This is a genomic window from Pseudomonas sp. NPDC087029 (assembly GCF_044745345.1).
In the GTDB taxonomy this organism is placed as follows: Bacteria; Pseudomonadota; Gammaproteobacteria; order Pseudomonadales; family Pseudomonadaceae; genus Aquipseudomonas; species Aquipseudomonas faucium.
Genome location: NZ_JBIVAB010000008.1, coordinates 86872 through 100983, shown reverse-complemented (window position 1 = coordinate 100983; position 14112 = coordinate 86872). Strand labels below are relative to the sequence as shown.

General features: G+C 65.4%; 13 protein-coding genes. 9 read left to right on the top strand and 4 right to left on the bottom strand.

What is annotated here, in order from left to right:
* Positions 1-92: 92 nt before the first annotated feature.
* A complete protein-coding gene (locus tag ACIPG5_RS15110; protein WP_176517085.1) occupies positions 93-1049 on the top strand; it encodes a DMT family transporter in 957 nt (318 codons plus the stop codon).
* Between the two features lie 108 nt (positions 1050-1157).
* On the opposite strand, the gene ACIPG5_RS15105 is transcribed toward ACIPG5_RS15110, so the two are convergent.
* The gene (locus ACIPG5_RS15105; protein WP_176517087.1) at positions 1158-2552 is read right to left on the bottom strand and encodes a class II fumarate hydratase; all 1395 of its coding nucleotides are present in this window, start codon (positions 2550-2552) and stop codon (positions 1158-1160) included.
* 154 nt (positions 2553-2706) lie between these two features.
* Here ACIPG5_RS15105 and ACIPG5_RS15100 point away from each other — a divergent pair, with 154 nt between their 5' ends.
* The 7 genes from ACIPG5_RS15100 (at position 2707) to ACIPG5_RS15070 (ending at position 10523) form a co-directional block, all read left to right on the top strand.
* Positions 2707-3231, top strand: coding sequence for a DUF2059 domain-containing protein (locus ACIPG5_RS15100; protein WP_176517088.1), 525 nt, complete (start codon positions 2707-2709; stop codon positions 3229-3231).
* Positions 3232-3241: 10 nt separating this feature from the next.
* A complete protein-coding gene (locus tag ACIPG5_RS15095) occupies positions 3242-3538 on the top strand; it encodes a BolA family transcriptional regulator (protein ID WP_110639591.1) in 297 nt (98 codons plus the stop codon).
* Positions 3539-3742: 204 nt separating this feature from the next.
* A complete protein-coding gene (locus ACIPG5_RS15090; RefSeq protein ID WP_176517090.1) occupies positions 3743-4675 on the top strand; it encodes a rhodanese-related sulfurtransferase in 933 nt (310 codons plus the stop codon).
* Between the two features lie 3 nt (positions 4676-4678).
* Entirely contained in the window at positions 4679-5311 is a 633-nt protein-coding gene (locus ACIPG5_RS15085; protein ID WP_401376036.1) for a DsbA family protein, read from the top strand.
* On the top strand, positions 5304-7136 hold the full coding sequence (locus ACIPG5_RS15080) for an ABC transporter ATP-binding protein (RefSeq protein ID WP_176517092.1): 1833 nt from the start codon (positions 5304-5306) through the stop codon (positions 7134-7136). The genes ACIPG5_RS15085 and ACIPG5_RS15080 overlap by 8 nt, the downstream gene beginning before the upstream one ends.
* Positions 7137-7241: 105 nt before the next feature.
* Entirely contained in the window at positions 7242-9698 is a 2457-nt protein-coding gene (locus tag ACIPG5_RS15075) for an EAL domain-containing protein (protein WP_401376034.1), read from the top strand.
* 39 nt (positions 9699-9737) lie between these two features.
* Positions 9738-10523 (top strand): TenA family transcriptional regulator, encoded by a 786-nt coding sequence (locus ACIPG5_RS15070; protein WP_176514230.1) that lies wholly within the window; start codon positions 9738-9740, stop codon positions 10521-10523.
* Between the two features lie 75 nt (positions 10524-10598).
* Here ACIPG5_RS15070 and ACIPG5_RS15065 read toward each other — a convergent pair whose 3' ends face one another.
* The 3 genes from ACIPG5_RS15065 to ubiG form a co-directional block, all read right to left on the bottom strand.
* Positions 10599-11339, bottom strand: a complete 741-nt coding sequence (locus ACIPG5_RS15065) for a YciK family oxidoreductase (protein WP_176514228.1) — start codon at positions 11337-11339, stop codon at positions 10599-10601.
* A gap of 87 nt (positions 11340-11426) precedes the next feature.
* Positions 11427-12098, bottom strand: a complete 672-nt coding sequence (mupP, locus tag ACIPG5_RS15060) for an N-acetylmuramic acid 6-phosphate phosphatase MupP (protein WP_176514226.1) — start codon at positions 12096-12098, stop codon at positions 11427-11429.
* Between the two features lie 2 nt (positions 12099-12100).
* Positions 12101-12799, bottom strand: coding sequence for a bifunctional 2-polyprenyl-6-hydroxyphenol methylase/3-demethylubiquinol 3-O-methyltransferase UbiG (gene ubiG, locus ACIPG5_RS15055; RefSeq protein ID WP_176514224.1), 699 nt, complete (start codon positions 12797-12799; stop codon positions 12101-12103).
* Between the two features lie 110 nt (positions 12800-12909).
* On the opposite strand from ubiG, the gene mtnA reads away from it, so the two are divergent.
* Positions 12910-13986, top strand: a complete 1077-nt coding sequence (gene mtnA, locus ACIPG5_RS15050) for an S-methyl-5-thioribose-1-phosphate isomerase (protein ID WP_401376031.1) — start codon at positions 12910-12912, stop codon at positions 13984-13986.
* Positions 13987-14112 lie beyond the last annotated feature (126 nt).

The window sequence follows — 14112 nt, the reverse complement described above, 5'->3', positions numbered from 1 at the left end:
GGGGAATGAACTGATGAATTCTTTTCCCGGCAGTTTTCCCTCAAGCCCTTAGAATCCAGCCTACCCCCACCACGGGCTCGATCGAGGACTTTATGCACACAACATCCGGCCGCTGGGGCTATGGCCTGTTCCTGGCACTGCTTACCGCGCTGCTCTGGGGCATCCTGCCCATCAAGCTCAAGCAAGTGCTGCAGGTGATGGACCCGGTGACCGTCACCTGGTACCGCCTGATGGTGTCCGGTGGTTTGCTGTTCGCCTGGCTGGCGATGCAGCGGCGTTTGCCGGCCGTGGGCAAGTTGCCGGCCAGGGGCAAGGGCCTGCTGGTGGTCGCGGTGTTCGGCCTGCTCGGCAACTACGTGCTGTACCTGTTCGGCCTGAAGCAGCTCAGCGCTGGCACCACGCAGCTGGTGGTGCAGATGGGCCCGGTGTTGTTGCTGGTGGCCAGCGTGCTGGTGTTCAAGGAGCGCTTCAGCCTGGGGCAGGGCGTCGGCCTGTTGATCCTGCTGGGGGGCTTTGGCCTGTTCTTCAATCAACGCCTGGAAGAGCTGCTGACTTCGCTGGGCATTTACACCACCGGGGTGCTCACGGTGCTGCTGGCCACCAGCATCTGGGTGTTCTATGCGCTGAGCCAGAAACAGCTGCTGACGGTGTGGCATTCGCAGCAGGTGATGATGGTGATCTACCTGGGCTGCGCCGCGCTGCTGACGCCCTGGGTGCACCCGCTGCAGGCGCTGCAGCTGTCGCCGCTGCAGGGCTGGCTGTTGCTGGCCTGTTGCCTGAATACCCTGGTGGCTTATGGCGCCTTTGCCGAGGCGCTGGCGCACTGGGAAGCCTCGCGGGTGAGTGCCACGCTGGCGATGACGCCGCTGGTGACGTTCGTGGCGGTGGCGGTGGCAGCCTGGGTGTGGCCTGACTATGTGCAGGCCGAGGACATCAATGCCCTGGGGTATGTGGGGGCGGTGACGGTGGTGCTGGGGTCGACGCTGGTGGCGGTGGGGCCTTCGCTGGTAGCGGGCTGGCGGGCGCGCACGGCCAGGGTGGCGGGTTGAGGCTAGTGGCCCTATCGCCGGCAAGCCGGCTCCCACAGGGTCACCACAACCTTGAACAGTGTGGGGTGCCTGTGGGAGCCGGCTTGCCGGCGATAGGGCCGGTACAGATCAGCCTTTGCCACCGGGTGCCAGCATGTTCTCCGGCCGCACCCACTGGTCGAACTGCTCGTTGGTGAGGTACTTCAACTCCAGCGCCGCCTCGCGCAAGGTCTTGCCTTCGCTGTAGGCCTTCTTGGCAATTTCCGCCGCCTTGTCATAGCCGATATGCGGGTTCAGCGCCGTCACCAGCATCAGCCCGCGCTCCAGGTGCGCAGCCATCTGCTCGGCATCCGGCTCGATCCCGGCCACGCAGTGCAGCTGGAAGTTGCGACAGCCATCGGCCAGCAGCTCGATCGACTGCAGCAGGTTATGGATGATCACCGGCTTGAACACGTTCAGCTGCAGGTGCCCTTGGCTGGCGGCAAAGCCGATCGCCGTGTCGTTGCCCAGCACCTGGCAGGCCAGCATCGACAGCGCCTCGCACTGGGTCGGGTTGACCTTGCCGGGCATGATCGAGCTGCCCGGCTCGTTGGCCGGCAGGCGCACTTCGGCCAGCCCCGCGCGCGGGCCGGAACCGAGCAGGCGCAGGTCGTTGGCGATTTTCATCAAGGCCACCGCCAGGGTCTTCAGGGCGCCGGCCAGGCTGGTCAGTGGCTCGTGGCCGGCAAGCGCGGCGAACTTGTTCGGCGCGGTGACGAAGGGCAGGCCGGAGAGGGCGGCAAGCTCGGCGGCGATGGCTTCGGCAAAACCGTGCGGGGCATTCAGCCCGGTGCCTACCGCCGTGCCGCCCTGGGCCAGCTCGCACACCGCCGGCAAGGTGGCGCGGATGGCGCGCTGGGCATAGTCGAGCTGGGCGACGAAGGCCGACACCTCCTGGCCGAAGGTGATCGGCGTGGCGTCCATCATGTGCGTGCGGCCGGTCTTGACCAGCTGGTGGTGGCGCGCCGACAGCTCGGCCAGGCCCGAGGACAGCTCGGCCACCGCCGGCAGCAGTTGCTCGTGCACCGCTTGCGCCGCAGCGATGTGCATGGCGGTGGGGAAGCAGTCGTTGGAGCTCTGCGAGCGGTTGACGTGGTCGTTCGGGTGCACCGGCGCCTTGCCGCCGCGGCCCTTGCCGGCCAGCTCGTTGGCGCGCCCGGCGATCACCTCGTTGACGTTCATGTTGCTCTGGGTGCCGCTGCCGGTCTGCCACACCACCAGCGGGAACTGATCGTCGTGCTCGCCATCGAGCACTTCGTCGGCGGCCTGCTCGATCAGCCGGGCGATATCGGCCGGCAGGTCGCCATTGCGGTCGTTGACCCGCGCCGCGGCTTTCTTGATCAGGGCCAGGGCGTGCAGCACCGCGAGCGGCATGCGTTCCTTGCCGATGGCAAAGTTGATCAGCGAGCGCTGGGTCTGCGCGCCCCAGTAGGCGTTCTCCGGAACTTCGACTGGGCCCAGGCTGTCTGTCTCGATACGGCTCATGCTGCGTTCACTCCTTTGTCAGTCAGAATCAGCAGTTTAGGCCCTCATGCGAACGTGCGGTTCAATCGCTCGTCGTGCCACTTGAGCGCTGCGCCCCTGCGGGAGCAGAATGCTCTACTCTGAGGTACCGCCTCCCCCTCCTGAAGGAAAAGCAATGACCCGTCTTCGTGTCCTCTGTGCCGCCGTCGCCCTGGCCTGTGCCAGCGGCCAGGTACTCGCTGCCACCGCCAGCCACAACGCTGCTGCCGAGAAATTCCTGACCCTGGCCAACGCCGACAAGCTGGGCACTCCGGTGTACATGCAGGTGCAGCAGATGTTCGCCCAGCGTTTCGCCCAGACCAAGGCGCCGTCTTCCAAGCAACCGGTGCTGGAAAGCTACCAGGCCAAGGCCAACGCCGCCCTGGACAACGCCATCGGCTGGAACAAGCTGAAGCCGAAGATGGTCGACCTGTACACCCAGACCTTCACCGAGCAGGAGCTCAAGGACCTGGTCAAGTTCTACGAGTCGCCACTGGGCAAGAAAGTGCTGCGTGAAATGCCCAAGGTCACCCAGCAGTCGGCCCAGCTGACCCAGCAGAGCCTGGAACCTGCGGTACCTGTGGTCAACAAGCTGCTCGAAGACATGACCAAGGAACTGGACCCCAACGCTGGCAAGGCCGCCGCCCCGGCGAAGAAGTGAGTAGCGAGCGATGAGCATGCAGCAACGCATCGAGCAGCAGTTGGCCGCGCTGGCCCCGCAACACCTTGAAGTGCTCAACGAAAGCCACATGCACAGCCGTGGCCAGGAAACCCACTACAAGGCGGTGATCGTCAGCGAGCAGTTCGCCGGGCTCAATAGCGTCAAGCGCCACCAGAAGGTGTACGCCACCATGGGTGAGCTGATGGGCGAGATTCACGCCCTGGCGATCCACACCTACACCGCCGAGGAGTGGGCCAAGGTCGGTGCTGCGCCGGCCTCGCCGGTGTGTGCTGGCGGCGGGCACTGAATCCGTTCCGTCGTTCTGGTACAATCTGCAACATCCCAAGGGGGCCGCTGAGCGGCCCATCGCCGGCAAGCCGGCTTCCACAGGTACAGCGCACGCCGCACCTGTGGGAGCCGGCTTGCCGGCGATGGGCTGCACAGCAGCCCCCTGTTTCATGTCAAACCCGGTCCGCCCCTTACGAGGGCAACCACCTGGAGATTCACTTACATGTCCCAACCGATCGTCGTGGCGGCGCTGTACAAGTTCGTCACCCTGGAAGACTACGTCGAACTGCGCGAGCCGCTGCTCAAGGCCATGCTCGACAACGGCGTCAAAGGCACCTTGCTGATTGCCCATGAAGGCATCAATGGCACCGTCTCGGCCACCCGCGAAGGCATCGACGGCCTGCTCGCCTGGCTGCGCAGCGATGCGCGCCTGGTGGATGTCGACCACAAGGAGTCGTACTGCGACGAGCAGCCGTTCTACCGCACCAAGGTCAAGCTCAAGAAAGAGATCGTCACCCTGGGCGTGCCGGGCGTCGACCCGAACCAGGCCGTTGGCACCTATGTCGAGCCCAAGGACTGGAACGCGCTGATCAGCGACCCGCAAGTGCTGCTGATCGACACCCGCAACGACTACGAAGTGGCCATCGGCACCTTCAAGGGCGCCATCGACCCGAAGACCGAGACCTTCCGCGAGTTCCCCGAGTACATCAAGGCCAACTTCGACCCGAGCAAGCACAAGAAGGTGGCGATGTTCTGCACCGGCGGCATCCGCTGCGAAAAAGCCTCCAGCTACATGCTCGGTGAAGGCTATGAGGCGGTCTATCATCTTAAGGGCGGCATCCTCAAATACTTCGAGGAAGTGCCTCAGGAAGAGAGCCTGTGGGACGGCGACTGCTTCGTCTTCGACAACCGCGTCACGGTGCGCCATGACCTGAGCGAAGGCGAGTACGACCAGTGCCATGCCTGCCGCCACCCGGTCAACGTGGAAGACCGCGCGTCCGAGCACTATTCGCCAGGCGTGAGCTGCCCGCACTGCTGGGACAGCCTGAGCGAGAAGACTCGGCGCAGCGCCATCGACCGGCAGAAGCAGATCGAGCTGGCCAAGGCCCGCAACCTGCCGCACCCGATCGGTTACAACTACAAAGCCGAGGCCTGATGCATGACCGCACGCCTGCTCTATGTGATGGACCCGATGTGCTCCTGGTGCTGGGGGTTCGCGCCAGTGGCCGCGGCCCTGATCGCCCAGGCGGCTGAGGCGGGCGTGCCGACGCGGCTGGTGCTGGGTGGCTTGCGCAGTGGCGGCAGCGCCCTGGATGCCTCCACCCGGCGCTACATCCTCGAACATTGGCAGGCGGTGAGCGAGGCCACCGGGCAGCCGTTTCGTTTTGACGGCGCCATGCCCGACGGCTTCGTCTACGACACCGAGCCGGCTTGCCGGGCCCTGGTCACCGCCCGCGAGCTGGACGCCGAGCGCGTATGGCCGCTGCTGGCGCTGATCCAGGCGTCGTTCTACGAGCAGGGCGTGGACGTCACCACCGCCCCGCACCTGGTCGAGCTGGCCGAGCGGGCCGGTTTTGACCGCGCGCTGTTCGCCGAGGCCTTCGCCCGCGCCGATCTGCGCGCCGCTACGGCCGCTGATTTCAGCTGGGTGCAGGACTTGGGCATCGCCGGCTTCCCGACGCTGCTGGCCGAACGCAATGGCCAGCTGGCGCTGCTGACCAACGGCTACCAGGCGCTGGAGAGCCTGCAACCGTTGCTCGGCCGCTGGCTGCAGCAGGCCGTCTGTGCTTGATTTGCCAGGGTCGCCCGACCCTGTGCCAGGGAAGCCCGCCGCTGTGCCCGACCGCCTGAGCTGGGCAGAAATCCGCCGCCTGGCCCTGCATCACAAGAAAAACCTGTGGACTGCCAACCTGGTGGCGGTGTTGGCTGCCTGCTGCAGCGTGCCGATCCCGTTGCTGCTGCCGTTGCTGGTCGACGAAGTGCTGCTGGGCCATGGCGACGCCGCCCTGAAGTTCATGAACCACCTGCTGCCCAGCGGCTGGCAGGTGGCGGCCGGCTACATCGGCCTGATGCTGGTGGTGACGCTGTGCCTGCGCCTGGCTGCGCTGGCGTTCAACGTGGTGCAGGCCAAGCTGTTCGCGGGCCTGGCCAAGGACATCGTCTACCGCCTGCGCATCCGCCTGATCGAACGGCTCAAGCGCATCTCGCTCAAGGAATACGAAAGCCTGGGCAGCGGCACCGTGACCACCCACCTGGTCACCGACCTGGACACCCTGGACAAGTTCGTCGGCGAAACCCTCAGCCGTTTCCTGGTGGCCATGCTCACGCTGACCGGCACCGCGGCGATCCTGATGTGGATGCACTGGAAGCTGGCGCTGCTGATCCTGCTGTTCAACCCGCTGGTGATCTACTTCACCGTGCAGCTGGGCAAGCGCGTCAAGCACCTGAAGAAGCTCGAGAACGACAGCACGTCGCGCTTTACCCAGGCGCTGGCGGAAACCCTCGATGCCATCCAGGAAATTCGCGCCGGCAACCGCCAGGGCTACTTCCTCGGCCGCCTTGGCCTGCGCGCCCGGGAGGTGCGCGACTACGCCGTGGATTCGCAATGGAAGAGCGACGCCAGCGGCCGCGCCAGTGGCCTGCTGTTCCAGTTCGGCATCGATATCTTCCGCGCGGCGGCGATGCTCACGGTGCTGTTCTCCGACCTGTCGATCGGCCAGATGCTGGCGGTGTTCAGCTACCTGTGGTTCATGATCGGCCCGGTCGAGCAACTGCTCAATCTGCAATACGCCTACTATGCGGCCGGTGGTGCGCTGAGCCGCCTCAACGAGCTGCTGGCGCGCGATGACGAGCCCCAGTACGCGGCGGCCAGCGACCCGTTCGCCGGCCGTGAGACCGTGGGCATCGAAGTGCGCGACCTGCGTTTTGCCTATGCCGACGAGCCGGTGCTCGAACACCTCGACCTGTCCATTGCGCCGGGTGAAAAGGTGGCCATCGTCGGTGCCAGTGGCGGCGGCAAGAGCACCCTGGTGCAGTTGCTGCTGGGCTTGTACAGCGCCCAGGCCGGCACTATCCGTTTCGGCGGTGCGAGCCTGCAGGAAATCGGCCTGGAAACCTTGCGCGAGAATGTCGCGGTGGTGCTGCAGCACCCGTCGCTGTTCAACGACAGCGTGCGCGCCAACCTGACCATGGGCCGCGAGTGCACCGATGAAGCCTGCTGGCAGGCTCTGCGCATCGCCCAGCTGGACGCCACCATCGCCGCCTTGCCCCAGGGCCTGGACAGTGTGGTCGGGCGTTCCGGGGTGCGATTGTCGGGCGGGCAGCGCCAGCGCCTGGCGATTGCCCGCATGGTCCTGGCCGAGCCCAAGGTGGTGATCCTCGACGAGGCCACCTCGGCGCTGGACGCTGCCACCGAGTACAACCTGCATCAGGCCCTGGCGCGTTTTCTCAGTGGCCGTACCACGCTGATCATCGCCCACCGCCTGTCGGCGGTGAAGCAGGCTGACCGGGTGCTGGTGTTCGATGGCGGGCATGTGGCCGAGGACGGAGGCCATCAGCAGCTGATTGCCGAAGGCGGGCTGTATGCCAAGTTGTATGGGCATTTGCAGCAGACCTGAATCCTGATATCCCTGGCAAAATTCCCCGTCATGCAGATGGCAAATGGCCTACGCTGTGCTTGTCTGGGTTGAATCGAGCCTTTTCTGCTCTGTGACAGGGACTACATGAAGGGATATCGCACGCTAGAGGCGCCAAGGTTGCTGGGTATCATCTGGCCCTTCATCGCCGTTGTAGTCTTCCAGGTCTTGCTCGGCAGCCTCAGCCTTTATGCGCTGTCGGCCGTGCGGGCCTATGTCGCGGGTGAAAGCCTGTGGTCCAAGGCGCAGAAAGATGCCATCTACTACCTGAACCTGTATGCCGACAGCGGCGACGAGCGCACCTACGAGCGCTACCGCCAGGTCATCACCGTGCCCCAGGGCGACCACTTGCTGCGCGAGGTCCTCGACCAGCCCGACCCGGACCTGGAGGCCGCGCGCCAGGCCGTGCTGCAGGGCGGCAACCACCCCGACGACGTCGACCGGATCATCTGGTTCTACCGCAACTTCCACCAGATCAGCTACATGCAGACCGCCATCGCCTACTGGAACATCGGCGATGACTACCTGAACAAGCTGGACGTGCTGGCCAACGAAATGCGCGACGGCTTCGCCAAGGGGCAGGCCACGCCTGAGCGGGTGGGCGACTGGCGTGCCCGCATCGTCTTCATCAATGAAGGCGTGACCCCGGCGGCCAAGGCCTTCAGCGATGCCCTGGGCGAGGGGTCGCGCATGCTGCTGCGGGTGCTGCTGATCACCAACCTGCTCACCGCGCTGTTCCTCATCACCATCGCCTGGCGCCGTTCGAGCAAGTTGCTGGCCCAGCGCCAGGCCTTCGCCAGCGCCCTGCAGGAAGAAAAGGAACGGGCGCAGATCACCTTGCAGGCGATTGGCGATGCGGTGATCACCACCGATGTCGACGGCTGCATCGGCTACATGAACCCCGCCGCCGAGCAGCTCACCCACTGGCAGGCCGGGCAGGCCCTGGGCCTGCCGCTGACGGCGCTGTTCAGCCTGGTCGAGGAGCAGGCCGAGAGCGATGGCAGGGGGCTGCTCGAGCAGGTGCTCAGCGGCAACCTCAAGGGTGGTGCCGAGCATGCCCGGCTGATCCAGCGCCTGGACGGCACCACGGTGTCGATCAACCTGGTCGGCTCGCCGATCATCAATGACGGGCAGGTGGCCGGCATCGTGCTGGTGCTGCACGACATGACCCAGGAGCGCCAGTACATCGCCAACCTGTCATGGCAGGCGACCCACGACGCCCTGACCGGCCTGGCCAACCGCCGCGAGTTCGAGTACCGCCTGGAGCAGGCGCTCAATGGCCTGGTGCGCCAGGCCGGGCGGCACGCGCTGATGTTCCTCGACCTCGACCAGTTCAAGCTGGTCAACGATACCTGCGGCCATGCCGCCGGCGATGAGCTGCTGCGGCACATCTGCGCCGTGCTGCAGTCGGGGCTGCGCGAGGGTGACACCCTGGCCCGCCTGGGCGGCGACGAATTCGGCGTGCTGCTGGAAAACTGCCCCCCCGAGCAGGCGGAAAAGATCGCCGAAAACCTGCGCCAGGCCGTGCAGAGCTTGCACTTCGTGTGGAAGGGGCGGCCCTTCGTGACCACCGTGAGCATCGGCCTGGTCAACATGGCGCAGGCGCCTTCCACCCTGGAAGCCTCCCTGCGGGCGGCCGACATGGCCTGCTACATGGCCAAGGAAAAGGGGCGCAACCGGGTGCAGGTGTACCACGCCGATGACAGCGAGCTGTCCATGCGCTTTGGCGAGATGGCCTGGATCCAGCGCCTGCACGTGGCCCTGGAAGAAAACCGCTTCTGCCTCTACGCCCAGGAAATCGCCCCGCTCGCGGCCATCGACGGGCCTGGCCATATCGAAATCCTCCTGCGCCTGCACGATGAAAGCGGCCGCACCATCCTGCCGGACAGCTTCATCCCGGCGGCCGAGCGTTATGGCCTGATGACGGCGCTCGACCGCTGGGTGGTGCGCAATGTGTTCCAGGTCATCCGGCAAAGCCTGGACGAAGGCCGGGAAGGCCCGCTGGCCATGTGCGCGATCAACCTGTCGGGTTCGAGCATCGGCGATGACAAGTTTCTCGAGTACCTGCGGCGGCTGTTCGTCGAATATGCCATCCCGCCCCGGCTGATCTGCTTCGAGATCACGGAAACCAGCGCCATTGCCAACCTGGGCAGCGCCATCCGATTCATCAACGAATTGAAAGGGCTGGGCTGCAAGTTCTCGCTGGATGACTTCTGTGCCGGAATGTCGTCATTCGCCTATTTGAAACATTTACCTGTCGACTTCTTGAAGATCGACGGAAGTTTTGTCAAAGATATGCTGGATGATCCGGTCAACCGGGCGATGGTCGAGGTGATCAATCACATCGGCCATGTCATGGGCAAACGGACCATCGCCGAGTTCGTTGAAACACCGTTGATCGAGCAGGCCTTGCAGGAGATCGGCGTGGACTACGCCCAGGGCTATCTGATCGAACGACCGCAGGTGTTCACCTGCGACAGTCTGCAGCGCCAACGGATTGCTGCACGGCCCCTGCTGCATCGGGCGCCTGGAACCTTTCGCTGAATACATGCCGGCAAGATCACAGGGATCAAGGAGCTGAAAGTGATTGATGCATTCGTTCGTATCGGGCCATTGATGGACCCCGCCAGTTACCCCCAATGGGCTCAGCAGCTGATCGAAGATTGCCGGGAGAGCAAGCGCCGGGTGGTCGAGCATGCGTTCTACCAGCGCTTGCGCGATGGCCAGCTGCGCCAGGCGACCATTCGCCAGTACCTGATCGGTGGCTGGCCGGTGGTGGAGCAGTTCTCGCTGTACATGGCCCATAACCTGACCAAGACCCGCTACGCCCGCCACCCCGGCGAGGACATGGCGCGGCGCTGGCTGATGCGCAATATCCGCGTCGAACTCAACCATGCCGACTACTGGGTGCACTGGTGCCACGCGCACGGTATCCACCTGCACGAACTGCAGGGCCAGGAGGTGCCGGCGGAGCTCAACGGGCTGAACGACTGGTGCTGGCGGGTGTGCACCACCGAGTCGCTGGCCATTGCCATGGCGGCCACCAACTACGCCATCGAAGGGGCGACGGGGGAGTGGTCGGCGGTGGTCTGCGCCGAGGACACCTATGCCATGGGCTTCCCGGAAGACCAGCGCAAGCGCGCCATGAAGTGGCTGAAGATGCATGCCCAGTATGATGACGCGCACCCGTGGGAGGCGCTGGAAATCATCTGCACCCTGGCCGGCGAGAACCCCACCCAGGGGCTGCGCAATGAACTGCGCAAGGCGATCTGCAAGAGTTACGACTGCATGTACCTGTTCCTGGAACGGTGCATGCAGATGGAAGGGCGGCAGCAGGGGCGTATGCGCCCGGCGTTGGCTGCGGGTTGAGGTTGAGACTGTGCCGGCCCTATCGCCGGCAAGCCGGCTCCTACAGGGAGCTGGCTTGCCGGAGGCGACACAGGCTCACTGGGCGTTGAACGCCTGCCCATTGACCCCGGTGCTGTCCGGCCCCATCAGGTACAGGTACACCGGCATGATCTCTTCAGGCAGCGGGTTGTTCTGCGGGTTCTCGCTCGGGTAGGCCTGGGCCCGCATCGCCGTGCGCGTGGCGCCCGGGTTGATGCTGTTGGAGCGCACCGGCGCGACCCCTTCAAGCTCGTCGGCCAGGGTCTGCATCAGCCCTTCGGTGGCGAACTTCGACACCCCATAGGCGCCCCAGTAGGCGCGGCCCTTGCGCCCGACGCTGCTGGAGGTGAACACCACCGAGGCGTCCTCCGACAGCTTGAGCAGCGGCAGCAGGGTGCTGGTGAGCATGAAGGTGGCATCGACGTTGATGTGCATCACGCGCATGAAGTTGTCGCCCGAGAGCTGCTCCAGTGGCGTGCGCGGGCCGATGATCGAGGCGTTGTTGAGCAGGCCGTCGAGGCGGCCGAACTGGTCCTCGATCATCACCGCCAGCTCGTCGTACTGGTGGGGCAGGGCGGTTTCCAGGTTGAACGGGATCACCACCGGCTGCGGATGGCCGGCGGCCTCGATCTGGTCGTAGACCTCATTGAGGTTGGCTTCGGTCTTGCCCAGCAGCAGCACGGTGGCGCCCAGGGCGGCGTAGGCCTTGGCAGCGGCGGCGCCGATGCCGCGGCCGGCACCGGTGACCAGGATGACCCGGCCTTTGAGCAGGTCGGGGCGGGCGGTGTAGTCGAACATTGAATATTCCCTATCTCTATGGGCTGACACGGGCCTTGTGGGAGCGGGGCAAGCCCGCTCCCATAGAGTTCGCGTTGATCGTCAAGCTCAGCAACCGCACAGGGCGCTGTCGATCACCTTGCGCAACTCCAGCGGGTGGTCCACCACCACATCGGCACCCCAGTTGTTCGGGTTGTCTTCTGGATGAATATAGCCATAGCGCACTGCCGCGGTGCGGGTGCCGGCGTCGCGGCCGGACTCGATGTCGCGCAGGTCGTCGCCGACGAACAAGACGCTGGCCGGGTCCAGGTTCAAGGTCTTGCAGGCCAGGATCAGCGGCTCGGGGTCGGGCTTGCTGTGCTTGACGTGGTCCGGGCAGATCAGCAGGGCCGAGCGCTCGGCCAGGCCCAGGCGCTGCATGATCGGTTCGGCGAAGCGCACCGGCTTGTTGGTGACCACGCCCCACAGCAGGTTGCCTTTCTCGATGTCGGCCAGCAGTTCGCCCATGCCGTCGAACAGCTTGCTGTGCACCGCGCAGTCGCGCTGGTAACGCTCCAGGAACTCCAGGCGCAGCGCCTCGAAGCCGTCGTCTTCGGGGGCCATGGCGAAGGTCGCGGCGACCATCGCGCGGGCGCCGCCGGAGATCACGTCACGGATCAGCTTGTCGTCGACGGCCGGCAGGCCGCGTTCGGCCAGCATGGCCTGGCAGATGGCGATGAAGTCCGGCGCCGTGTCGAGCAGGGTGCCGTCCATGTCGAAGAGTACTGCTCGCAAACGCATGCTCATTCCTCGCGCAGGGTCTGGATCATGTAGTTGACGTCGACGTCGCTGCACAGCTTGTAGTGCTTGGTCAGCGGGTTGTAGGTCAGGCCGATGATGTCCTTCACTTCAAGGCCGGCAACGCGGCTCCAGGCGCCCAGCTCGGACGGGCGGATGAATTTCTTGAAGTCGTGGGTGCCGCGCGGCAGCATCTTGAGGATGTATTCGGCGCCGACGATGGCCAGCAGGTAGGCCTTGGGGTTGCGGTTGATGGTCGAGAAGAACACCTGGCCGCCGGGCTTGACCATGCGGTAGCAAGCGCGGATCACCGACGATGGGTCGGGCACGTGCTCGAGCATTTCCAGGCAGGTGACCACATCGAACTGCTCGGGCATCTCTTCGGCCAGGGCCTCGGCGGTGATCTGCCGGTACTCCACTTGCACGCCCGATTCCAGCTGGTGCAGCTGGGCCACGGCCAGCGGCGCTTCGCCCATGTCGATACCGGTGACGCTGGCACCGCGCAGGGCCATGGCCTCGCTGAGAATGCCGCCACCGCAGCCCACGTCGAGGACTTTCTTGCCGGCCAGGCTGACGCGCTCGTCGATCCAGTTGACGCGCAGCGGGTTGATGTCGTGCAGCGGCTTGAACTCGCTTTCGCGGTCCCACCAGCGGTGCGCCAAGGCTTCGAACTTGGCGATTTCGGCGTGGTCGACGTTGCTCATTGAACAATCCTCTGAATCTTCTACGAATTGCGCCGGAGTATACCCGAGCGCCCAAGGCCCAGGGTCGCTATAATCGCCGGCTTTTGATATCCGAACGACGGGGAGAGGGGATGCGCGAGCGACTTTTGGCGGCACAGAAGGTGACCGGGATTCGCTGGCAGCACCGCGTCCTGCACCTGCTCGACCAGCGCCTGCTGCCGTCGCAGGAGCGCTGGCTGGCCTGCGACAATGTCGCGCAGGTGGCCGCAGCCATTCGTGACATGGCCGTGCGCGGCGCGGCGGCCATCGGCATCGCCGCGGCCTATGGCCTGGTGCTGGCCCTGGAAGAGCGCCTGGCCGAGGGCGGCGACTGGGAGATGGACCTGGAAGAGGACTTCCTCACCCTGGCCGAGTCGCGGCCCACCGCCGCCAACCTGTTCTGGGCGCTCAACCGCATGCGCGAGCGCCTGCAGCGGCTGCGCCCCGACGAGGACGTGCTGGCGATCATGGAGGCGGAGGCGGTGGCCATCCACGAAAGCGACCGCGAGGCCAACCTGACCATGGCCCAGTACGGCATCGAGCTGATCCGCCGGCACCAGGGCAACGCGCAGACCCTGCTGACCTACGGCAATGCCGGGGCGCTGGCCAGTGGCGGCTTCGGCACGGCGCTGGGAGTGATCCGCGCGGGCTACCTGGAAGGCATGGTCGAGCGTGTGTATGCCGGCGAAACCCGCCCCTGGCTGCAGGGTTCGCGCCTGACCGCCTGGGAGCTGGCCAACGAAGGCATCCCGGTGACCCTGTGCGCCGACTCGGCCCTGGCCCACCTGATGAAGACCAAAGGCATCACCTGGGTGGTGGTCGGTGCCGATTGCATCGCGGCCAACGGCGACATGGCCGGCAAGATCGGCACCTATCAGCTGGCGGTCAGCGCCATGCACCACGGGGTGCGCTTCATGGTGGTGGCGTCGAGCACCAGCATCGACCTGAACCTGGCGACCGGCGAGGACATTCCGCTGGAAGAGCGCGATGCCGACGAGTTGCTCGATTATGCCGGCACCCGGGTGGCGCCGGATGTCGAGGTGTTCAACCCGGTGTTCGACGTGACCCCGGCAGACTTGATCGATGTGATCGTGACCGAGCGTGGCATCGTCGAGCGGCCGGATGCGGCCAAGCTTGCCCAGCTGGTGTGCCGCAAGCGTTTGCACTAGGCCCATCGGGCCCTATCGCCGGCAAGCCGGCTCCCACCGGTTCAGCACAGGCCCAAGCTTCAGGTGGGAGCCGGCGTGCCGGCGATAGGGCCGCGGCGAACCCCTCATATTCTTGCCCAGCGGCAG